29 protein-coding genes and 1 tRNA gene are annotated in these 21,154 nt (G+C 58.9%); all 30 read right to left on the bottom strand.

Annotated features, from left to right (window positions below; all coding sequences use genetic code 11):
- Window positions 1-5 precede the first annotated feature (5 nt).
- Window positions 6-419, bottom strand: a complete 414-nt coding sequence (locus T8A63_RS07310; protein WP_322345365.1) for a tail fiber assembly protein — start codon at window positions 417-419, stop codon at window positions 6-8.
- The gene (locus T8A63_RS07305) at window positions 416-1,576 is read right to left on the bottom strand and encodes a hypothetical protein (RefSeq protein WP_322345364.1); all 1,161 of its coding nucleotides are present in this window, start codon (window positions 1,574-1,576) and stop codon (window positions 416-418) included. Before T8A63_RS07305 ends, T8A63_RS07310 begins: the two co-directional genes overlap by 4 nt.
- Window positions 1,576-3,552 carry a hypothetical protein gene (locus tag T8A63_RS07300; RefSeq protein WP_322345363.1) on the bottom strand — a complete coding sequence of 659 codons (1,977 nt, stop codon included), beginning with the start codon at window positions 3,550-3,552 and terminating at the stop codon, window positions 1,576-1,578. Before T8A63_RS07300 ends, T8A63_RS07305 begins: the two co-directional genes overlap by 1 nt.
- Before the next feature lie 8 nt (window positions 3,553-3,560).
- The gene (locus tag T8A63_RS07295; RefSeq protein ID WP_322345362.1) at window positions 3,561-4,229 is read right to left on the bottom strand and encodes a hypothetical protein; all 669 of its coding nucleotides are present in this window, start codon (window positions 4,227-4,229) and stop codon (window positions 3,561-3,563) included.
- Between the two features lie 3 nt (window positions 4,230-4,232).
- On the bottom strand, window positions 4,233-4,928 hold the full coding sequence (locus T8A63_RS07290; RefSeq protein ID WP_322345361.1) for a DUF6682 family protein: 696 nt from the start codon (window positions 4,926-4,928) through the stop codon (window positions 4,233-4,235).
- Window positions 4,929-4,960: 32 nt separating this feature from the next.
- Window positions 4,961-5,515: a hypothetical protein gene (locus T8A63_RS07285; RefSeq protein ID WP_322345360.1), complete on the bottom strand. Its 555-nt coding sequence runs from the start codon at window positions 5,513-5,515 to the stop codon at window positions 4,961-4,963.
- Between the two features lie 78 nt (window positions 5,516-5,593).
- Complete coding sequence (locus T8A63_RS07280) at window positions 5,594-6,037, bottom strand: hypothetical protein (RefSeq protein WP_322345359.1); 444 nt, start codon at window positions 6,035-6,037, stop codon at window positions 5,594-5,596.
- Between the two features lie 63 nt (window positions 6,038-6,100).
- Window positions 6,101-7,195, bottom strand: a complete 1,095-nt coding sequence (locus tag T8A63_RS07275) for a N4-gp56 family major capsid protein (RefSeq protein WP_322345358.1) — start codon at window positions 7,193-7,195, stop codon at window positions 6,101-6,103.
- Between the two features lie 93 nt (window positions 7,196-7,288).
- On the bottom strand, window positions 7,289-7,477 hold the full coding sequence (locus T8A63_RS07270; RefSeq protein ID WP_209218164.1) for a hypothetical protein: 189 nt from the start codon (window positions 7,475-7,477) through the stop codon (window positions 7,289-7,291).
- A gap of 13 nt (window positions 7,478-7,490) precedes the next feature.
- Entirely contained in the window at window positions 7,491-8,513 is a 1,023-nt protein-coding gene (locus T8A63_RS07265; protein WP_322345357.1) for a hypothetical protein, read from the bottom strand.
- 25 nt (window positions 8,514-8,538) lie between these two features.
- The gene (locus T8A63_RS07260) at window positions 8,539-8,751 is read right to left on the bottom strand and encodes a hypothetical protein (protein WP_322345356.1); all 213 of its coding nucleotides are present in this window, start codon (window positions 8,749-8,751) and stop codon (window positions 8,539-8,541) included.
- A 1-nt stretch (window position 8,752) separates the two neighbouring features.
- A complete protein-coding gene (locus T8A63_RS07255) occupies window positions 8,753-11,233 on the bottom strand; it encodes a hypothetical protein (protein ID WP_322345355.1) in 2,481 nt (826 codons plus the stop codon).
- 26 nt (window positions 11,234-11,259) lie between these two features.
- A complete protein-coding gene (locus T8A63_RS07250) occupies window positions 11,260-11,718 on the bottom strand; it encodes a hypothetical protein (protein ID WP_209218160.1) in 459 nt (152 codons plus the stop codon).
- On the bottom strand, window positions 11,715-13,127 hold the full coding sequence (locus T8A63_RS07245; protein WP_322345354.1) for a terminase large subunit domain-containing protein: 1,413 nt from the start codon (window positions 13,125-13,127) through the stop codon (window positions 11,715-11,717). The genes T8A63_RS07250 and T8A63_RS07245 overlap by 4 nt, the downstream gene beginning before the upstream one ends.
- Window positions 13,124-13,483, bottom strand: a complete 360-nt coding sequence (locus T8A63_RS07240) for a hypothetical protein (protein ID WP_322345353.1) — start codon at window positions 13,481-13,483, stop codon at window positions 13,124-13,126. The genes T8A63_RS07245 and T8A63_RS07240 overlap by 4 nt, the downstream gene beginning before the upstream one ends.
- The gene (locus T8A63_RS07235) at window positions 13,470-14,129 is read right to left on the bottom strand and encodes a GIY-YIG nuclease family protein (RefSeq protein WP_322345352.1); all 660 of its coding nucleotides are present in this window, start codon (window positions 14,127-14,129) and stop codon (window positions 13,470-13,472) included. Before T8A63_RS07235 ends, T8A63_RS07240 begins: the two co-directional genes overlap by 14 nt.
- Before the next feature lie 95 nt (window positions 14,130-14,224).
- Window positions 14,225-14,617: a hypothetical protein gene (locus T8A63_RS07230; protein ID WP_322345351.1), complete on the bottom strand. Its 393-nt coding sequence runs from the start codon at window positions 14,615-14,617 to the stop codon at window positions 14,225-14,227.
- Between the two features lie 207 nt (window positions 14,618-14,824).
- Window positions 14,825-14,899 (bottom strand) — tRNA-Met (locus T8A63_RS07225).
- Window positions 14,900-14,945: 46 nt separating this feature from the next.
- On the bottom strand, window positions 14,946-15,167 hold the full coding sequence (locus T8A63_RS07220) for a hypothetical protein (RefSeq protein ID WP_322345350.1): 222 nt from the start codon (window positions 15,165-15,167) through the stop codon (window positions 14,946-14,948).
- Window positions 15,164-15,499, bottom strand: coding sequence for a hypothetical protein (locus T8A63_RS07215; RefSeq protein ID WP_322345349.1), 336 nt, complete (start codon window positions 15,497-15,499; stop codon window positions 15,164-15,166). The genes T8A63_RS07220 and T8A63_RS07215 overlap by 4 nt, the downstream gene beginning before the upstream one ends.
- 6 nt (window positions 15,500-15,505) lie before the next feature.
- A complete protein-coding gene (locus tag T8A63_RS07210; protein WP_322345348.1) occupies window positions 15,506-15,820 on the bottom strand; it encodes a hypothetical protein in 315 nt (104 codons plus the stop codon).
- Window positions 15,820-16,167 carry a hypothetical protein gene (locus T8A63_RS07205; RefSeq protein ID WP_322345347.1) on the bottom strand — a complete coding sequence of 116 codons (348 nt, stop codon included), beginning with the start codon at window positions 16,165-16,167 and terminating at the stop codon, window positions 15,820-15,822. The genes T8A63_RS07210 and T8A63_RS07205 overlap by 1 nt, the downstream gene beginning before the upstream one ends.
- Window positions 16,164-16,472, bottom strand: coding sequence for a helix-turn-helix domain-containing protein (locus T8A63_RS07200; RefSeq protein WP_322345346.1), 309 nt, complete (start codon window positions 16,470-16,472; stop codon window positions 16,164-16,166). The genes T8A63_RS07205 and T8A63_RS07200 overlap by 4 nt, the downstream gene beginning before the upstream one ends.
- Window positions 16,469-17,335 (bottom strand): DUF1376 domain-containing protein, encoded by an 867-nt coding sequence (locus T8A63_RS07195; protein WP_322345345.1) that lies wholly within the window; start codon window positions 17,333-17,335, stop codon window positions 16,469-16,471. The genes T8A63_RS07200 and T8A63_RS07195 overlap by 4 nt, the downstream gene beginning before the upstream one ends.
- Window positions 17,332-17,694, bottom strand: a complete 363-nt coding sequence (locus T8A63_RS07190) for a hypothetical protein (protein ID WP_322345344.1) — start codon at window positions 17,692-17,694, stop codon at window positions 17,332-17,334. The genes T8A63_RS07195 and T8A63_RS07190 overlap by 4 nt, the downstream gene beginning before the upstream one ends.
- Window positions 17,691-19,376 (bottom strand): DEAD/DEAH box helicase, encoded by a 1,686-nt coding sequence (locus T8A63_RS07185; RefSeq protein WP_322345343.1) that lies wholly within the window; start codon window positions 19,374-19,376, stop codon window positions 17,691-17,693. The genes T8A63_RS07190 and T8A63_RS07185 overlap by 4 nt, the downstream gene beginning before the upstream one ends.
- Window positions 19,373-19,738 (bottom strand): hypothetical protein, encoded by a 366-nt coding sequence (locus T8A63_RS07180; protein WP_322345342.1) that lies wholly within the window; start codon window positions 19,736-19,738, stop codon window positions 19,373-19,375. The genes T8A63_RS07185 and T8A63_RS07180 overlap by 4 nt, the downstream gene beginning before the upstream one ends.
- Window positions 19,735-20,442 carry a hypothetical protein gene (locus T8A63_RS07175; RefSeq protein WP_322345341.1) on the bottom strand — a complete coding sequence of 236 codons (708 nt, stop codon included), beginning with the start codon at window positions 20,440-20,442 and terminating at the stop codon, window positions 19,735-19,737. The genes T8A63_RS07180 and T8A63_RS07175 overlap by 4 nt, the downstream gene beginning before the upstream one ends.
- Window positions 20,439-20,834, bottom strand: a complete 396-nt coding sequence (locus T8A63_RS07170) for a DUF1064 domain-containing protein (RefSeq protein ID WP_322345340.1) — start codon at window positions 20,832-20,834, stop codon at window positions 20,439-20,441. The genes T8A63_RS07175 and T8A63_RS07170 overlap by 4 nt, the downstream gene beginning before the upstream one ends.
- Window positions 20,831-21,154 carry a hypothetical protein gene (locus tag T8A63_RS07165; RefSeq protein WP_209218141.1) on the bottom strand — a complete coding sequence of 108 codons (324 nt, stop codon included), beginning with the start codon at window positions 21,152-21,154 and terminating at the stop codon, window positions 20,831-20,833. The genes T8A63_RS07170 and T8A63_RS07165 overlap by 4 nt, the downstream gene beginning before the upstream one ends.

Genomic DNA, 21,154 nt, shown 5'->3' with positions numbered 1-21,154 from the left:
TGATCTCAAGTTGGTGGTTGCGGCCAAACGATTTCCGCAAAGTCTTCAATGTTCTCGGGCAGATCGCGCAAGGCTTGTCGGTACGAGGCCCATGCTTGACGCTGCTCTGCTGTGTGTGGGCTGTCGGGAACCTGGGTCCAGTCTGATGTCGCTAAAAGGCGGTTCCGACGGCTCCTAACCTCACGCATGGCCGCAGCATAAGCCTGCGCCTCGATCACGCCCATAGGCTTTCGTATGATGCGGCCATCGGCAGAAACACGGTGCGTATCGGCGTTGAGGTCATTTGCCACATCATCTTCACGATGAATGCAGGAATGCCCCTCTGGAATAAGGCCTTGCGGCACTGCCCCAACGGGTGGCGCGGGTTTCATCACTGATTGGATTTCACCATCTTCAAGGCGGTATACGATCAGTATCATTTCCACCTCCCGATAAGGTTCATGGTGGTCTGAGCACCTAGTTCTACGGTGCTATCTTCACCGTTCCATAGAAGGGCAACGATCAAGGTAATCGCGTTGCTGGTAGTATTGTTGAATGATGCGATTGCACTGATGGTTGGATAGTCGTTGATCGCCTCCATATTGAAACGCTCAATGATCAATCCGTACTGTGTTTCAAGCCGAAAACCCCATGTTTTTGGCCCCGAGGTATAACCTTGCGCCAAGCTACAGACGACCACAACATCACCATAGGTGTTTGGTGGGATGTCAACGGCGCCAGAAATGGCTGGTCTTAGTGAACCGTTACCAGCCAAAGAGGTCGTTCGTTTGGTGTATGAAGCACCAGTTACCGCGTTGCCCGCAATTTTCAGGGTATCAACGGAAAGATCTTTGATCTTAGCCGTGTCAATCTGAGCATCACCAATGTTTGCGTTGGTGACATAAAGGTCTTGAGCATGGACACCGGCGGGGATGTATTCCCCCCCGACATATCGCCCGGTCGGGTAGACCGCGAAAGGTGTGAAGTTTCCCTGACCACTGCTGTTTACAATACGGAACGTAGCATCGTTGATGATGAAGTCGCTGACGGGCTGGCCGTTGATAAGGCGGGATAGCAGACCGAAGCCTGAGATGTGGCCGTTATTGTTGATCCTGATGCCATACTGCGCCTTCACACCATCCACGGAGACAATCAGCGATGATATGGCGGTGGAGTTGCCGTCTAGTTCAGTCTGGAAGGTGTCGAACTTCCCGTCTACTTCTGTGCCAAGCGTCTCAATGCCTTCCATGGCCTGATCGAACAGCTTGTTATAGTCCTTCAGCAGAGCCTTGGACTCGGTATCGATCGCTGCAAACTGTGCGGCGATCTGCTCTCCTACACTACCCGTTCGACCGCTTCCTGTGTCGCCATACTTCCCAACCCCAGCAACCTCCTTCGCGACCTCTCGTTTGAGGTTTTCGAGGTCTTTGAACCGCACGGCGTGTTCGGACTTGTCGCCGCGCAACCCCGCCAGCACCTCGGCTTGGTTGAGGGTGCGTTCATCCAATGGGCTGCGGCGCTCCACCGGAGGCTGTGTTGCCCGGGGCTGCTCAGGAACAAGGGCAACGCCCTGCCAAGGGTTGCTTTCATCAGCCATCAGTTCCCCACCAATTCGGCAATGTCGCTTGCAAGGCTAATGCCCGTTACCGCGGCATAGCCTTCGATCTCGATCTCCCACTTGTCCGCGGTAAACCCACTGGGCAGCCTCGTAGCAAAGTTGATGTCCGTAGTGGTGTGGACCAAATTGCCATCGGCATAGATACGGATGGTGCAGTCAGGATCGGTTGGGGTCGCCTTTGTGCCGGCCACGTCGTCTGTCTCGACAAAGATGGCACCGAAGTTGTCATATCCCGGCAGCACGATACGACGCCCACGCCATGACTGCTTCTCGATGGTGGCCCCATTGCGCGGGTCGAACTCTTTCACCACGGCATCGCCTTCGATGTAGTAGAGCGAGCCCGTGTCTGGATCGAAGTAAAGCAAGGTCGGTTCGATGTCGGCTTCGATGAAGAAAGGCTGCTCGCCGCTCAGATCGATGATGCCGAACTTGCGCGGCCCGTTCGCTACAGGCTGATAGGTAAAATGATACCGCCCGCCGCGCTGTGATGCCCGGATGCTCTGCGGCCGCATGGCGCGCCACTGTTCTTCCGTGAATAGACGGCGGCTCACCACCTCGGCCCCGCGCTGGCTGACCACCACAAGCCCCTCATAGGACGCATAGGCGACGGAGTAGCCCATATCCACGATACTCGCGTCATTAAGGCATGGCAGGGTGCTTTCCAGCTTCTCCATAATCATAAGCGAAGGGTCGGAACCCTGCACCATGAACGGCGTCCCTTTGGTCAGGACGGCCACGAATGTACCGAATGCGCCAAGGCCCACGATGTCGGTGTCTGTCGTCATGCGGTATTTGATCGGCCAGGCATGGGGCTTGTACGGTTCGCAAAACATAAGCTCGCGCCCACGGAATGCCGCCATAAGTCCATTGGGGAGAGGTATCAGGCCGCGCGCGTCGTCCTCGGGCGGGTTATAGTCCGTGCTGGGGATGGGCTCATTCAAGAGTTGGTTGAAGTCGTCCTCTTGAACGCTTCCAGCTTGCCCAACGGTCAATTCAGTGAGGAAATAGAAGTCTGTCGTGCCTGCAAGGCTGGTCTTGGACCGGTAGACCCTGATCCGGTCAATACCGCGCCCGCTTTGCCCCGGCGCCGATACGCTGAAGGTGGCGGCGTCGGTTTTGCCGATCTTCAAAAGGGCCGAGGCTGGGGCCGGTGCGCTTTCTTCATCGAACTCGGTCACATAGGTGTAGGTGTAGGTGACGACTTCCTCAGTCGCCGCATAGTCGCCATCCTCGAACGGTGCCTTACTGACATCAGGAAACACCGAGAAGAAGTCCGTGATAGACGCGCTGTTGAGGGGACCATGGGTGCCAGCAACGTAGTTTTGCTCAAGAAGCAAGCCGAAGCGCCCCGCTGCGCCCGATGGTCGGCTGCGGTCGAGGCGATAGACGCGGATCTTCAACGTGCCTTCCGGCAGGACCATGTTGCTCAGGACCACCCGCTCGCCGTCGACGCGCACGATGTCCGCTGAAGGTGAGGCGATGGTCTCGCCCTTCTCCGTGATGGCGCTGTATCGATAGTCGAACGTCTCGGGCGGTAGCTCCGGGTCTGGTGGGTTTACATAGACTGTGGCCAGCGATGGCGCGTTTCCAACGTCCTGCGTTACCCGTGTGACCGTGGCGGCCAAGCTGGGCGCATAGAGTGCCAGCGCGTAGTCTGTCCCGCCGACGCGCATCTTAGGCGCGCCGCCATCGCCCATGAAGTACAAGCGGTCCTGCGCCACGGGTCCGGGCGTTGCATATACGTCCTCCTGATCGAAGCTGACAAAGTTACCGTTCCACTTGAGGAAGGTGGCCGGGGCTGTTGCGAAGGTGTGGGCGGTGACAGGCGCTTTGATCGGGCCGATTGAGCCGTCTTCCAGCCGGGTGTTGCGCGCGATCTGCGCATAGTTGCCTGGCAACAGGCGCGGGTGCAGCCGTGGAATGGAGCCTTTCAGGTCGGCAGAGCGAATGAGCATGGCTTACCTCACATCCAGCGTGGCTTGACGCGCACGGGGGCGCGCTGCTGGCCGCGTAGGTTGGACCCGAAGTGCGTGTTGCAGGCGTCTTCAAAGGCCTGCCGGTGTACTGCGGCCATCTCCAAGTCGGTGAACGGCTGGTTGTTGGTCGACATGATGCGCCAGAGCGCGCCGTCGGCCAGCTTCTCGGCGTATTGCGTCACCATGAACTCAGGCAGGACGTTGTAGGCATCATCCAGCGGGTTATCTTCATCCAACCCTACCGCCTGACCATGGCGAGGCTTGAGGAAGCATGAGACGCGAAGTTTACCGCGCTCGAATGGATAAACGGACACGGTGCCAGGGCTGATCTGAGTGATGTATTTGGCCGGTCCCTCGTTTTCGCCCCCGGTAAGCTCGTCAGGCTCCACATCAGTGAACTGCGTCGGCGTCAGAAGGTTGCCGTCCAACGTGGCTTCCTCAAACTCATGGATGGTCGCGTTGAATGGGGCCAGCATACAGCCCTTGCTGCTGTTGAGGTTCGAGGTCAGCACCTGCCGCCAGCACCGGGTCCGCTCGCAAAACTCAATTGCGGCCAGCCGCGCCTGAAACTGCGCATAGGGCAGCGGTACGGTTGGCACCTTGGGCAAGATGTAGGGCATGAGCTCGTCAACGCTGGCAGTCATGGCAAAAGACATGGGTTATTCCCCCGAATTTGCGGCTGCCAGCGACATGCCGTTTTCAGATTGCGAGAAATTGGTCACGGAATCGCGGAACAGCGTGTAATGCGCGGCGGCGCGGGCCGCAGAGCCAGCAATACGGGCGTCTTTCGAGTAGGCGCGGTAGATCACATAATCGACAAGCGCGTTCATGTAGATGTCAGGCACGTCCACAGCATCGGCATAGCTGGCGATGTCGTCCGCATCCGCACCGGGCACAGGGCTTTTGGTGGGGTATGCGCCCACTACCGCCTCAATGATCCCTGTGCCGTCGTTTCCGGGGGCGACATAGAACTGGTTGGGGTCCGCGATGTCGTGGATCACATGCACCACCTTCTTGGCGAAGGGGATCACTGCTGGGTCTTGCCACCCTGGCATGTGGCTATCCATGATCGAACGCGAGTCGAGACGGCGGATCGCGCCGCCGCCCGTGTTGGCATCGACCATGTTGCGGGATACGCGGGAGAGAACCGTGTATTCAGCCGGGAGGGTTTGCAGAGTGCCTTCATCAAGCTCAAGGTTCACGGTCTTGGAAACAGCGTTTGGCTTGATGGTCACGATCTCGCGCAGACCGTCGTTCAGGTAGCCGTGAAGCTCTGTCACGGGCCACCTGATGTTGCTGGCGTCTTGTAGCGTGGTCGCTGCGCGCGCCATTACGTCTTTGGTCTGGAATGTCACCCGGTATCTCCGTCAGTAAAGGAGGCCGGGTTTTATGCGGCCCCGGCCTTGTCTTCGCGCGCGGCCTTGATCTGGGCGCGCATGGTGTCGTCTTTGGCTTGTGGGTGAGGCTTGCGGCCTACTTCGGTCTCGAATGCGGCGCGCAGCTGGTCGGTGTCCATGTCGTCAAGCGCGGTATCGCCTGCGGTCTTGGCGGGCTGCTGCGGCGCTGTGTCCTTCTCGGGCGCTTTCGGCTCGCTGTTGCCTGCTTCCGGCTCGGTCTGCTGTCCCTGTTCCTGCTGCGGTGCCTTGGCCTGCCCGTCACCCTTTTCGATCTTGAGGCCATCAACACTTGCGCTCTTGATCTCCGCGCCACCAGTGGCCCCCATGGGCGTAGCCGGTGCGGAGGCCGCGGTATCGCCACGCAGCAGCTTGTAGCCCTCGGGGATCTGCAAGAACCGCTCAATGTGGTCGGGGTTCACCACCGGCGCGACCTGACGGCCTTTGTCGTCGTCAATGAAGTGGTACTTGGCCCCGTCCAGCGTCACATGCGTACCGCCCTTGCGGTAGAGGATCGAATGGATGATTGCGGCTGTTTCGGTAGACATGGCAGGTGCCTTTCTGAGAGGGGTTACGATCAGCCCGCACTTATGGTGAGGCGCGGGCTAACCGGACAATGAGCGGCCTTACGAGGTCGCTTCGATCAGGACGTGCAGCTTCTTGGTTGCGCCTGCCGTGATCTCGGTCGCGGTCTTCACGCCGATGGAAACGGGTGTTTCACCGTTCTCAGCAAGCGCGGAGAGGGCGATCAGGCCGGTAGAGCCGCCGGTGTTGGCTGCTACGCCATCGATCAGCGCGTCGTCACTGGTGCGCGCGGCATCCAGCGAGCCGGGGTTGCCGGACATCAGGCCGATGTCGAGGGCGTTGGTGCCGATGTTCTCACCGATGAACTGGAAGCCGGTGATGCGGCCATAGGGGAACAGCGGGAACAGTTCGAGGATGTCGCCGGTGTCGAGGCCTTCGGTGAAGGTGTGAGTGAACATATACTTGATCACTTCACCTTTGCGGTGAGGGTGCGGCACCGGTGTGCGGGCGTTCCCTACGAAGTATTGCGATTGCTTGATAGCCATTGGACTGTCTCCGTTCTGGCGTTGAAAGGGTGAGAGGCGCCGCTAGGGCGCCCCATCAATGGCTCAGTTCGGGTTCTTACAGGCGGTGTCGAGCGCGCAGACACCGAAGTCGAGGTCGTTGAACCGCGTCTTCTTGATGCCCGCGATCAAGCCGCAGTAGATTTCGATCTGGTTGTCGGCGTCGGTCATTTTCTCGACCCACGACATCCGGGCACCGTTGCCACCGGAGCCGTATGCAACCACACCGGCCTGACGGCCCAGCAGGAGCGCGCGGCCCGCGTCAACATCACCACCAGCACCGTAGTCATTGAAGCGGCGAACCGATTCATGCTCATGCAGGACCATGTTGTTGATCATGCCCAAACCACCTTTGCAGATGGGCGAGTTGCGGCCTTCCGAGGTGGCGAGGGCTTGGCTGATCTTCGACCAAGAGAGATCACCGGTCTCCACGCGCATGTCGTAGGCTTGGAAGGGCGACATCAGCACCACGAACCGCTTGCCGCCTTCCACGTTGACCGGGCTCATGCGAACCACATTCGGGTTCACCGCGTTCATCATGGTTGGCTTCACGGCCACACGCTCAAGGAACGCGACGTTCATCTTGTCGTTGGCGGTGATGGTCGCCTTCGACGTGGCTGAACCGGCGTAGAGGATGTGATCCGCGTCAGGGGCTTTGATCGGGTTGCCGGCGAATGCCTTATCGAAAACGCCGTCTTGGTTGATCGCTTGGAAGCCAGCATCACCAGAGAGATAGACGAAATATCCTTCATCCATCCACTGAGCGACGTACTCAGAGGTACGGTCGCGGGCGATGCGGCGCAGGTTGTGCAGGGTGCGCTTGCGCGACATGCGACCGGCAGCCGATGCACCCTTACGGGCTTGGTCGATCTTCACCTCGTCGGTGTAGAAGGTCAGGCTTTCGGCGGAACCTTCGACGCGGTTATCACCCAGTGTCATGCCACCGCGCAGGCGCATGGACAGGTCGAACTGGATGGTGTCACCGGCTTCATCTTCGAGCTCAACCTTGCGCTCGATGATGTTGTTTTCACCTTTGCCGATGAATTTGGTCCAGTAGGACTGCTTTTCGGTATCTGTTGCGAGCGAAGTAGCCCAGCGACGGACTGCTTTCGGGTCGTTAACCCCAACCACAGTTTGCATTAGAACGTCTCCTTAGAGTCAAACTTGAGAATGACCCAGGCACGTCCTGCGCTTGGTATATGAACGGTGTTTACCACGCTTTAGGCGATCTTATCAACCTTCTTGGGCGGGGGTCTGAACGATGCTGCCCGCGCGCCTCACGATGGTCTTGTGACGGGGGGCATCGACCACGATGCTCAATACCCCCTCGCCCGACCGGACCATGCGGATGATCGTATCATCGCCTACGGCAATCTCATGCGGGATGTGATTGTCTTTGGCGGTCAGTTTGGTCTTCCACATGGTACTAGCCCCCTCAGACTTCTTCCAAGAAGCGTTCTTGCTGCTCGGGCGTCATGCTTGCGAATGCAGTCTCAGCCGCAATCGGGTCTTTCATGATCTGCCGATCGATGGCGGCGAAGCGGCTGTCTTCCACCTCGGCGCTGGTGTCGCTGTTGAAGTCGGCCAGCGTCTGCGGTGCCTTGGGCTTCTCGCCCTTCTTCACTTCCAGCTTTTCCTCGGGGCCCTTGTCCTCGGCCTTCGCCTCGCCTTTGGCCGCCGGTGGGGCGATCTCAAGCGGCGTACCGTTGCGGGCCTCGTATTCGGCAGCGTAGAGGCGGTGCGCCATCTTGATCTGGGCATCGCGGCTCATGTCGGCATAGGCCTGATTGCCTGTGACGGCGCGCAACTGGCGGTCCCAGCCTGCAAGGTGGTCGTCGCTCCAAAGCTCGGGCGCGGCTTCCTTGTAGGCTTCAAGACGGTTGAACCAGTGCTGTTGCTGCTGTTGAGCGGCGTTCTGCACCACGTTCTCGGCCTGTGCGATGGCCGCCTGAGCTTGCGCCTGTTCGGCCACGATAGCCTTCTGCTGCTCGCGGTATTCCTCTGAGGTCAGTTCCCCATCGTCATACTTCGACAGAAGTGCCTCAAGCGCCTGATCGGCCTCGGCCAGCTTCGCCTCTGCCTCGGTGGTGTCGGGGACTTGCGGCATCTGAGGGTCTTCAACCTCGGTAGGCTCGGCGGCCTTCTCCGCTGTTGCGGCATCATCAGCGGCCTTCTGGGCGTCCGCTGCGGCCTGTTGGGCTGCTGCGTCATCATCCCCGGTGGCTTGGTCCGCGATGTCGCCTTCCTCGGCGGGTGGTGCGCCCACGTCACCCTTGGCCGGGTCGTCGGCGGCGGCCTTGCCCGCCTCGGCGTCAGGGTCTTCGATGGTCACGATGGGATCGTCACCCTGAGACAAAAGCTCAATCTCGGCATCCTCGAAGCCCGCTTCCTTCAGGCTTTCCACGGTAAATTCTTCCGGGATGTGATCATGGTCGGTTTCGTTCACGCGAAAGGTCATGGCGTGTCTCCTTTGGTTGTGTGGTTCAGGCGTCGGTGCGCTGGTTGTCGTCGTCGTAGAAGACGGCTTTCACAGCGAACATGCTGGCCGTTTCGACGTGCGTGAGTGCGATACTCCGGCGGCGGCTTGCGGGTAGCTGATTGACCACCTCCGCAAGCTCATTCGCCTTCTGTTTGATTTGATCCACCAATTCATTGTTGGAGGGATTGAAGTCTTTCGCGGTCACATCGGTAGTCATGTCATGCGTCCTCTTGGTTTGCGGCGCCTGCCTGATCTTTCAGGCGTTTGGCGCGGTCGGTGATGTTGTTCATGTCGTCGGTTTGCTTGCGGGCCGCTTCTTCCGTCTCGGCCTTGTGGTTGGCGTTGATCTGGGCGATGGCGATCTTGGCTTGGGCTTCGATCTCAGCGATCTTGATGTCGCCTTCCTCTGCGATCCGGGCCTTCTCGATCTCCACGGCGCGGTACGCTGCATCGGCGCGGGCATCAGCTTCCGCGATCTTCTGCTCGTACTTGGCGGTTTGCTCCATGGCCTGCTCACGCAGCTTCATCAGCTCGCGCTCAAACGCCTGCTGCTGCTCCATGAACCGGCGCTCGATCTCTGCGCCCTGAGCGGCGTTCTCGCCCCCCTGCCCGGCGCCTTGAAGCTCTGCGAGGATCTTCTGAGCCTCTGCGCTCGCCTTCTCGGCCTCTGCCTTGGTCTTAGCGGCGTCGGCTTCCTTCTCGGAAAGCTCGGCCATGGCTGCGCGCTGCTGAAGCTCGTTCTGAGCCTGTTTGGCGGCCATACGCTCGGCTTCTTCCGGTGTCGGGTTATCGGGATCGGCGTCGGGATCCTCTTGGCCTGTCACCTCACGGATGCGCTTCACCAGTTCATCACGCTTCGGCACGTCGAGGGCTTCCACAATGAGGTCCATGATGCCCACAACCATCTGCGGCGCGGTCGAGGATAGGCGGCCAGCTAGTTCAAGTAGCTGCTCGGCCTGTGCCTGACGGGCTGTCGCGCGCCAGTCTTCCTCAGACACCACAAAGTCGGCTTTGAACTCTGCGATGCTGTTCTCGGGGTCGCCGTTGTTGATCGCCACAAAGTCCGGGTTGCCGCGGCTGTCCGTGATACGGAACTCGTCTTCCTCGGTGTAGTATTGCTCCACCATGATGAGGGACTTCTCGCCATGGATGGCCCGAGAGAGGCGCAGGTTGTCGAAGAATAGCGACGTGGTTAGCTGGCCTTGGTCCTGACGTGCCAGAATGGCCTTGCCGCTGGTGGCGTTGGTCTTGCGGCCAAGGTTCTCGTCGGTCACGCCGCTGACCTGCTGGATCATCTGGGCATCGCGCGACATCATGTCGACGTGGGCGGCAGCAATGTCCCGGTCTGCTTCGATCTTGGGCGCCTGCTTGCCCTGCTTGTACTGGATCACCGCGTCAGGGCGCGCGGCCTCGTTGCGCAGTTCTTCCAGATCATCCACCGCACCTTCTTCGACCGTCACACGGGTGGTCGAGAGGTGGTGCAGCGACTTGGCGGCGCGGCGGTTAAGGTCACGTTGAATGTCGCGCAGGCCCCGGATCATGCCGTAGGGCATCCCATCACGGGCGCGGCGATAGCCCCAGAGAGGGGTGAAGGGGAAGCGGTTGTGGCGGTATGGGCTGCGGCGCACGTCCAGCAGGCCGCTATCGGTCAACAGGGCGCAGTGAACCACCTGACGCGGGCGAGTGGAGAGGAAGGCGCGCCCCTCGTTGTACTCTGCGACATGGCCGGGGCTGTATGGGTCGAATAGCTCGCCGTGGAACTGGCCGCCCTTCATCACGGCTGCATCGGGCACCATTCGCTTGAACCAGCACTCAATGACGCGCACACGGTCGCGGTTGGCCACGGCGTTCTGACGGTTGCCGCCCGCATAGCTGTGGAAGTGCTCGATCTCCTGAAAATCCATGGCGTCGTCGCCGAGATCGTCAGACATGAACATGCCGCTGCCGGATTCATTGGCTGCGCGTTCGATCATCCCGGCCCGGTGGCGCCAGAGACCCATAGCGATGTCCACGTCCAGCCATTTGACGCGCATCTGATACCGGGCGTCCTCAAGGTCATAACGAACGGCGGTGCTGTCATAGAGCATGGAGCGCCAGTTCTCGGAGCGCATGATAACCTTGGCGTGGTCGTCGTCGCTGCCCTGACAGGCTTCCAGCCAGCCTACACCGGCCTTCACTGCGGATTGGAAGGCATCGGCGGTTGCGCTTTCAAAGTGAGAGGCGTCTGAGACGTGCTTGAGCAATTGCGTCTTGCGCTCTGCGGCCTGCACACCGCGCTCGTTACGCGCGAGGATGCGGTAATCCATGGTCGAGCGGCGTTGCGATCCGAGAACCCAGTTCACAGAGGTATGGATCATGTTGAAGACCAGCGGCGCTTGCCCGCGCTCGGCTAGGATCTCAAGTTCATCCTCGGTGAATTGGATGTGGTCGTAGAAGTCCTCGTCCATTGCCATCTGAACGCGGTTCTCTGCCTGCCGGTCGAGCTCACGGATGTAGTGGCCCATGAGGTTCGTGTGCAGGTTCCAGCCTTGCGGGCTGTCCAGCCATGCGGTCTTGCGCTTGAGATTGCGGTTCGGGTCCGGGGTATCATCCGGCAGGAACGTGTCACCCGGGGCCTTCTTGCGTCCGCCGTGATAGACCAAGCTGCCCGATACATCGTCACCGGATGGCCGGTTGCGCTTTTCATCAGGGTTAAACATTGGCGCGGCCCCCTGCTCGTTCAACATTACACATCGTTCGTGATCTCCGTCTCTTTAAGGGTCGACCCTGACAGACGGTCTTTGATGATAAGGTCGCCTATGGCCTCGGTTCCAAAGTTCGGCTTAGGCGGCATGTTGTAGAGGTCGCGCAGGCTATCGTTGATGGCGCTGAGGATGGGGATGAAGCCGTTGGGCAATAGGCCTTCTTCGATCCAGCCCACGATGGCGCGCTTGGCGTGTTGGCGGTCGCCAATAGTCTTGTCGTCGGACACGGCATAGCGCCAAGCCTCACGCATGGGGATTACCACCGGCACGGTGCGGCCTGCTGCGATGGGGCGGGATGCGTCCAGGAGGACAAGGCACGGCTCTGTGCGGCCCTTCTGGTCGTCGTGCGTCAGCCATGTGCCAATGCAAGTGATACCTTGGTGCGTCCGCTCAAAGTGGCGCTGTGCGAGATTGAGGGCGGGGCGAATAAGAGAGGTCATGCGGTCAATCCTGTTGCGCGGCGGCGCTGTTTCGATGTGGGTTTGTGGGCGTGACCGCGCACGATTTCCTCAAACACCTGCCCCCACTGTCGGAAGGCATCGGCATAGTTCGAGAACCGGTCGTGCATGGGCTGGTCGGTGAAGGCATCGAGGCGCGGGTTGTACGTTTTGCGGTAGTTATCCAGCGCGGCAACGCCATCGACGCACTCAACGTCGTCAATGTAGACGTTGCTGCCCATGGCAAGGCGCGTCTGATTGATGCCGGTTAGGACTTGCGGGGTGCGCGGCACGACTTGGAAAGAAAGGGCTGGCAGCAGCTCGCGCAAAATTTGGACCGCGCTCTTACCGGTCTGAAGGCTCTTGTTCTCAGCATCGTGCGGCAGATAGTGAACCCCGGACAGGTTGACACCGGCTGAGAGAAGGTACTGAGCGTAGTGTTCCAGTTTCTCGCCGCTGTTTTCGTAGCATTTGATGAAACGATGTTCGCCAGCGACGATCTGATGAAACCAGATCGCTGTGGTGTCATTCCAGCCCAAATCCCAGAAGGTATTGACCGGCGCTGATGAAACGTAGGGTACATGCCGAATGCGGCCCTCTGAGCGAAGGCGCTGCATCTCGTTGGTGTAATAAGCACCATGCACCTTGCCCTGACGCCAGAAGCCCTGAAGCAGCGCGTCACGTTCCTCTGGCGCAAGCTGAAGCAGTGCCTCACGGTAGCCTGTTGAGCTCAGATAGGTGTTCTCCGACAGGCGAGCCGGGATGAACCGCCGATACATGCTTGTGATCGTGCCAAGTTCTTCATCCACGATGTCAACGGGAACAAAGGTTTCTTCGCCGGTCTCCTGAATACCCCAACGCTCCATGACCCACTTCTGGCCTGGGCCATCCGGGTTCGTGGTCGCGCGGATGTAGCGAGGCAGCGTCTTGTCTGTCGATCGGCAGCGGGAGAACAGGTATAGATAGCAGACATCGGTGGTCCAAAGGGTCAGTTCGTCAAAGCCGATGTAGTTCCAAGCCCGGCCACGATACTTCAGGCGGTCGTTATCGTTGGCGAGATAGCCAAACTCTACCTTGGCCCCGCTTGAGAACGTCCAAACCTTGTCTGTCTGGTTGTACGTCGCGTCAGGGTCGATGTCGCGGTATAGCTCAAGGGAACGGCCAATGAGATCCCGCAACTCCACAAAGCTGCGACGGAATAGAACCGCTCTGTGGTTGCCGTTCTCCAAGCCGCCATGCTGGAGGCACAGGGCGTCTATCAGAAGGGCATCACTTTTACCGCCGCCAGCAGCGCCACCATAGAGAACCTCGAAGTCGTCAGACGCCAGAAACTCGGCCTGCTTCGGCGTAGGTTTCCAGACCACTTCCGTGTCCGGGTCGTCCAGCACCGTAGGGTCAACGTGCAGGCTCATTCGCCTTCACCCTTCGGTATCTTCTTCACCTCGACTACGGATTCATCCTTCGGGGGCACCATGACCACCTTGGCGCTTACCTTCATATCGTGGGAGATCGGCTTGCCGTCTTTACCTGTGACCTCGTGGGACTGCGAAGGCTTGCCATAGCCTCGGTCGAGGATGGCAGACGCAGCACTGACCCGTGCGGCCTCGCTCTTACCTCTGGTGGCAACCTGAACCAAAGCCTTGAGGGCTGCAGGCGCATGGTCCTTCGCAAGCTCTGATATTGTCTTGATCTGTTCCTTGGTCGCTGCGGAACGGCTGCCCTTTGGGCGGCCCGCTCCCTTGCGCGCGCCCCCTCTAGCAGCAGGCATTTTGATTTCCTTTGAAATTTTTCAATGCATTTGAATATTCGAACTCAAGCACCTGCGGGAACCTTGTCAGTTCCTCGATTTCTCCGCGCAACGTGTCGTAGAAGTCTCGCGGACTGCCGAACACCGTGCTTACAAGCTCTAGCGTCTCAGGCGATGCGTTGTTGAACCACACGTCGTATGACTTCAGGTGCGATAGGAGCTTGGCTGCGCGCGCCATACTTGATTGCCGCGATGTGACAACCCCTCCGGCTATGTTGGTCAAACCATGCTTGCGAAGCCGCTCAATTAGGTACCGCTCAACGCCAAAAGCCTCGTCCTCCGACAAGTTGCTCTTGTAGATGGCCTCGATCACCTTTCCGCCTGCGCGTTGGATTTCGATTATCCGGCAGTCTTTGACACCATTTTTTGATTTTGGGGCGCGGGCAGACTTGACGTGCTGATACACTCGTCCACCTGAACCCTTCCCTACGTAGAAGATAGCTTGATCGCGCGGATCAATCAGCAAGTAGACATAGAAGCCTTCAGGCTTAATACCTGACGACAAGACGTGGCTGATGTCGCCGTACCCTTCCGAACCTTCGTTCAGATACTGCTCAATGAACTCTCGTTCTTCGTCGTGGTTTGCGTGTGGGGTCTTCGGTGCCAAGAAACCGCATCCTGCTACATTGTGGCGCGGTGTAATGATACCCCACAGGATGTAGCGGGAAAAAGGCGCTTAACCCCCCTGAAATGGCGGGCTTGTTAAAGATGCGCTTCTAGGAAGTCGGCGGCGGCTCGCAGGCGTTTCACCACTTCTGATTTGGACCATTTTTCGCCGTCGAACATGACAAGCTGGCCCTTGTTCGTGCCGTCTACAGATACCACAGTGATCGGCATAACCTTTGGAGCTGAGCGCAAAGCTCCGACAAGTGATGTGTGGGCGGATTCAATGAAGGGCATAACGCCTTCCTGTTCCTGCTTTGGCTGGTGCTTGTGGAGGGGGCTACAGACGCAGGGCATACCGGCGCCGCAATCACACTCATGTGGCCATGCCTTGCCCGGGTGGTTCTCGCATACCCGCTCACGGCCATTGCAGACGGTGCAGGTGGCTTGGCGGGCAAATTCTTCGGCGGGTCGGTATCCAGTGGTGTTCATGGTGTTCCCCTTGTCCCTTGTGAAAAGTAGCCCGCGATCCTCTCGGTGCGGGCCAAGTTCAACAGGGAGGTAGTATCGAGCGGCGTTTTCTGTCCGACTCCCACGGACCAATCCAGCCACGGCCCCGCTGCAATCTACGATTAAGCCAATCGTCCCAACGGGCAGAACATATATGCGTCTTTCACCGGCTTCCCGGCGATCTGAATTTGGTTGCAAGGGGCGGACTTGAACCGCCGACCTTCTGGTTATGAGCCAGACGAGATACCGCTTCTCCACCCTGCCCGAGAATATTACCGCTGGCCGATTCGCGTGTCACCACGCTTAACCCCTATTCCGTCCGAACATTTGCCATCAGATGAATGTGCATACATTCCTCCGGGGTCAGCCCCTCGCCCGTGGCGGTTAGTATTTCGATCTTGTTCAGTAGGTCGGTAAGGTAGTCTATCTTCTCGGCAGCTTCGCGCAAAACTTCGGGGTAATCCCATATGGCTGAATGGGTATCGCTCTCAGCGTCCCGCGCCACATCACGCAATTTCTTGGGTGTCGTCATGTCTTCACCTCGTCCTTCGGCAATCCTGTTGCCATGGCTGCATCCCATCCATCGTTGTGGCCGAGGACATAGGCGCGATCCGACCTGTACCGCTCGATCTCCAACGCCTGTGCGTTGAGCTTGTTGCTTACTTGGTCGAGGATGTGGGCGTGTAGGCCCATGGCTGCGAGCCCCTCGCGCATCTTCCACAGTTCTTGGCACATGGCGCGCACTGCGGCGTCCTTCGGCACGTCCAGTTTCGCGGTGTCCGTCCCCTTTCGTCCAGGACGGCCAAGGGGGCCGCCATCGAAGCCCCCGGCGTTGTAAACGTCTTCGACCTGCTTGCTTGGCATGGTGGATTACCCCTTGTTCATCTTCAGAAGGTGCTTGGTGATGTCGCGCATGTCTTCGAGGTGCCTTCCCTGCGCGGTGTCGTCCTGTGCGCGAGAGGGGCGCAAGCCATACTCGTAGGCGGCATCCATGACGGCTTGCATGAACTCCACGGCTTCCGGGCCGTCAATGATCGGTTCCTTCGGCTCGTATTCCCCGTAAGCAGTATCGGTGAAGGTCATACCCGTGACAGTGCTGACACCGTGATCGTTGCCGATTTTGGCGAGGCTAAGCGCAGCCCCTCCGGTGAAGTAGCTCTGTTGAGCGTGTGCGCGCCAAACCATTAGACGTTCTCCTTCCGTGTGTCGTGGATGCCGTCCCAGATCGGACGGCCGCAGACGACGCAATCGGTGCCCAGTGTCTCGATCAGATTGGCCTTGAAGCGGTGTGGACCACATAGATCCCGCGAACGGGCGTAGTCCTTGTGCCGCTCTGCTACTTCACTGGCGCGGCGGTATTCCTCGATCTTCGCATCCACCACGCGGCGCTCATCCTCATGCGTCACCGGGTTAGCAAACCGCCCACAGGTGTCGCACTTCCAGTTGATGCGCCCGAGCCGGTCCCGGCAGACATAGCCGCCCGCGTGAAAGCGTTCGCACCACGCCCGCTTGATGCGGTCCCAGATGGTCATAGTCCCTTCCTCCGTTTAACTGCTTCAATTCCGTGCTGGACGGTCGTGTGGTCGCGCTTGAACAGCCGGGCGATCCGCGAAAGCGTGAAGCCCTGATCGCGAAGATCGGCCATGCACTCTTGACGCCGGTGGGCGACATCATGGGTCCGGGTCTTGCCGAAGAAGTCAGGCAGGCGGATGCCATGCCGGCGCGCGAAGTCCGCGGCGTATTCCTCCGGGTTACGGGCCTGGGCAAGCTCCGGGTGGCACTGAGCGGCCCAGAAATATGCCTGCTGCATTTCCTTTGCTGTGATGGGCTCGATCATGCAGCGATACCTCGCTCTTTCAGCTTTTCGGCTGTGACCAAGCCCTTGTCGACAAGGGCGCGCGCTATGTTGGGATTGACCGAACTGGGCGCGACAAACTTCGAGTTGTTGATCTTCTCGGCCCAGAAATTCAGGATCTCGGAATCCGATGCGCGTTCGGCCTTTGGCTTGGGAATGAACTCGCGCCACTTGCCTCGATCCGGGTCCAAAAAGTTATCCGACTGCTGCACCTTGGCTTCGGCGGACCAACCCTTGACGGTTTCTGCGTAGGCTGCGGCTGACGCGATGATCTGCTCTGGCTCCGCCCCTTCGGCCACAAGCTCCGAGAACAGGTTCTCCCCCGCATCAGTCCGAACAGGCTTGGGATGGGCTTTCAAAAATCTCTGATAATTTTCCGCCTCTTGAGTAGAAGTAGATTTATCTACTTCTATCTTCTCTTCTCTTCTCTTCTCTGCTTGGTTTTCGCTTGAAGCGGGCGCTTCATTTAAGTGACTGTTTTCCTTGGAGGCAGCCCTATTTTCCGCTGATTTTTTGCCGCCTTTTCTCCCGTTTTCTCGCGCGGTTTCACTCACGTTTTCCTTGGTTTTTGCTTCGGTTTTCGCCCGTTTTTGGTAGATTTGATCGCCATCGATGTAGAGTTTCTTGCGTTCCACAAGCGTTGCGATGGTCTTGCGAACGGATGCCGCACCCATGTCTTTGATCCAACCAGAGATCCAGCCGGGGTCATTATTCACCGATCCACCGTGCTGATAGATCAGGTCAAGCGTCACCGAATAGACGGCATGTTCCTTGGCCGTCATGCCTTGGACGCCGCCCAGATAGGCAATCGGCTCTCTCTTATACCAATCGCTCCCGTGTCTCATATGTGGTCCTCAAGCGTGATAACTTTGCCTCTGCGCAGGTCAGGGTGGCATCCGGCAACTTTGGTTGTGTCCAGCACCGTCACAGGGCAGTTCAGGGCGTGGTCGTAGACAATGAAGAAGGTGTAGGCACAGGGCCCGCCCCCTACCCGCCACAGGCGGCGCCCCTTCTTGTTCAGGCGGGCGATGAATGAGACGTAGAGGGTGTCGCCGCGCTCTATGGCGTCGATGATCCCGTCCCATATCACCTTGGCGTCTAAGCTGGGCTCTACGCGCTCTCCCAAGCGGCGTGAGAAGTGGCTAAAGCACTTCCGGCTCGGGTGTACCTGATGGGGCTTACGGCGGCGCTGGCGGCGGGTCATAGCAGCCGCTCCTTGACGGCTTCGGATCGATCGAGAACCGCCTTCGCCAATTGCTTGACCCGTGTTTCATCAACCGGAGTAGCCTCCGTATCTGCACCGTAAGGGTCAAGAATGCCGTGAGATTGGGATGCTTTCAGGCCAAGCACAGACATTATGACCGGATCAGACCCGCCGTCTGTCCAAAGGTAGTGGGATGTTACTGGATGCTTCTGACCGAAACGGCGCAAGCGTCCAGTTACCTGCGCATGGACTTGGGGAGACCAATCCATTTCACCGAAAATCATATGTCGGCAAACGCGCTGCAAACCATCGAGACCTGCACCTGACCGCAACGACATAAACATCAGCTTGGTGTCGCCTGCCATGAACGCCTTTACGGCACGTTGTTTCGCGGCTTGGGTTTCGCTACCGGTAAACATCACCGGATTCAGGTCAGCCAACGCCTCATTCCAGATGCGGTAAACCTCACGGTGCCAGCCAGCTATAACGACGGGCTCACCCGCTTCTACCAGTGTTCTCGCGTAGGCAGCCACAGCCCGGGCCTTGGCGATACCGGTGTCTTGGCGCAGAAGAAGATCGAGTTCGCGGGCAGCTTGGCCACGTTCGTGCCATCCACCTCCCAAAACCCGCATAGCCAACTTGCGCTGCAGCTCTTGGTTTGTCTCCGCGTCGCCCTCATTCCAATCAACTTCGAAGATTACTTTGGACGCCGGTGGTAGCGTTGCGGATACTTCTTCATCCTCATTGGTACGGCGCAGGGTCACGCCTTCACCTTGCAGGTATGCGCCAAGGGCAGATGGGTCTTTAACTACCCAATGCGCGCCATGGGACACGCACCAGTTGATGATGAACTCGCTCCAAGTGCCGAGAACTCCCGGAGCGATAAACTCGATCACGTTGAAGATTTCTGAGCCGTAATTGTAGATCGGCGTAGCCGTGAGACCTATCACAGCATCGGCAGCGTCTGCGAAAGCCTTAGCGCCGCGCCCCTTATCGGTACTGGTGCCATGTCTCAGTTCTTGGATCTCGTCCAAGATCACGGTCTTACAGCCTAGTGTCTCGGCGTAGTTGCCCCACGCTGCGATATTTGAATACCGGAATAGGTAGATGTCGGCAGGCTCAAGGTCGCGCACATTGCGATCCTTCACCATCACTGCCCGCAGGTTTGTGAAGCGATTGATGTAGTCAACTACCCACTGACGCTGCAAATGCGGCTGTACCACTACAGCAGCGGGCAACCCCCAACCATCAGATACCGCCGCCAGTGCCGAAACGGTCTTGCCGAGACCAACATCATCAAGCAGCAGCAAACCGCCATTTGCGCGGGCCATTTCAGCGGCCCGAAGCTGGTATTTGAAAGGTTTCTCGCCAGTTCTAAAGCCAGGATCAATCAGCGGCTGATAGTCTGGGCGCTTCAATGTCTCTAAACGCTGCCTTTGCGCGTTATAGGCTTCCACACCTTCCGCCAGACGCTTCGCCGCGCGGTCAGTAACTTCCAGCGGGTATCGCTGCATGAACCAATCAAGATCGGCTGCGCGGTCAAGGCGGTCCCGCAGAATAAACGGTGGCGTTTGACCTTCGGGTATTCCCTTGAACATCCCTTTGAACCGCATAGACACATGCGGCTTTAGGTCGATCAAAGCCCAGCTATTCCCGTCATAATCAAGTTTTCCAAGGTTCATAGCCAGCCCCTGCTCAATGATGCGATGTGCAGCCGCTTGCCGCTAAGATCGGTGATGGATTTTGGGAACGCGATTGCGGTGGCCAGAATGACTTCTGACACTCCATCAATCTTGGCGTACCGTTGTATCTGTCGAAGGATGTCCCGGCGCCGATGGCCAGTTTTCACTTCGATAGCGATAGTTCCGGCCATAAGGTCAACGCGATCTTTGGCCGATAGCCGGACCTCGCACGAAACATCTAGGCCGCTATCACGAAGTATGCGCGCGATAGCCTGATGGCTTGCGGCCTCGGTCGTGACATTGATCTTCGCGCCTTCAATCAAGCGTACAATGCGACGGGCGAGAAAAGCGTCTTGGCTCATAGCAGCCGCTCCTGCGTTGGTTCGCCGCCCTCACGGAACAAACGACGCAGGACGGTTTCCCCCTGCCAATCACGGTCCCAGACAAGCCAGCCATTGCGTTGGGGGGGTGATCCTCCCCCGCGGAAATCAATCTTCCAGCAGCAGACATACGCGCGGCTTACCGGGAACCGGGCGTGAAGCTCGTCCATCCCGTTGATGCGGGCTGCAATCCAGTCCCAGTTGAGCAGCATGGCGGCGTATCGGACGCCCAGCTTCTCGATGTGTTCCAGCCAGCGGCCATGCCCGTCGCGCGCCGATACCTCGTTATACGGCGGGTTGGTGATGATGATGTCCGCAGGTGGGCGGCCCATGTTCTCATAGGTGCCGTCCCAGCTATAGAACGGGCGTATGATGGTCCCGGGGTGGCCCCGGTCAACGATGTCGCTGCCAACCACGTCGAACCCATGCGCGGCAATCTCACGGGCCATGTGGCCGCCGCCCACGGCGTTCTCCCAGATCGGGCCGCCAATCTCGCGCAGGCGGTCCCCTTCGGCTGCTAGGAAAGCTGCCGTGGCATCCCGTGGGGTCGGATCATAGTCCAACGGATCGCGTATTGCGTCCGGCTTCCGCTGTTCAGGCAGCCCGCCGATAAGCATCTGTGCGGGGTGGATCTTGCGCTTCGCTTTGGTTGCGCGGAAAAGGGACTTTGTGGAAGGGGCGTTCATGTCTCAACCACCTCCACGCCCTGCGCGGCAAGGATCGCTTTTTTCATGATGAAGGTGTCGGTCGGGTGGCCTTTGCTGTCTTCGATCACCTCGGCATTGATACGCTTGTCGAAGTAGACGAAATCGGCCTTGTAGATCATGACCCGGCCCGTGGGCGTCAGAATGGGGCCATCCCTGCCTTGCAGTTCAAACGGGACTTGTAGGCGCAGGTCTTCGATGATCCCGGCGCGCTCAAGGTGGCGCAGTTCGCCAAAGCGTTTTGCCTCCCGCTGCGAATGGAACTTGATCCCCTGCACCACGACGGCCTTAGTCCCGCGAACCCGTCCCTTATCCGCCCCCTGCGAGGCGGCTTGCTCCTTGCGGTAATCTGCTGCGGTGATGCGCTCGGTCATGACGACAAGCCCCGCTCACGACGCATACGACGAACGCAGCGAACCATGATCTGACGGCGGTCTGCTTTAAGCTCTGACAACGCCGCTTGCTTTCGCTCGATCCGTGCCTGTAGGCGGGCAAGGCGGCGCAGTTCGAGATCGCTGGCGAAGGCCGTCCAAGGGGCACCGCACTGAAACGGTTTAACCACCTCGTTGACCTTGGGGCCGATTGCTTTGAACCAATCCATCGCGGTTGGTTTGCGAGGCGACTTGCTGGCGGTCTGTTCAACACCAACAGTTGAACACCGATTTTCCAGATCGTAGTCCATGGTATCCAGCAT

The organism is Sulfitobacter sp. OXR-159 (assembly GCF_034377145.1).
Lineage (GTDB): Bacteria > Pseudomonadota > Alphaproteobacteria > Rhodobacterales > Rhodobacteraceae > Sulfitobacter.
The sequence above is the reverse complement of the archived record's forward strand: the minus strand, read 5'-3'. Positions and strand labels throughout refer to the sequence as shown.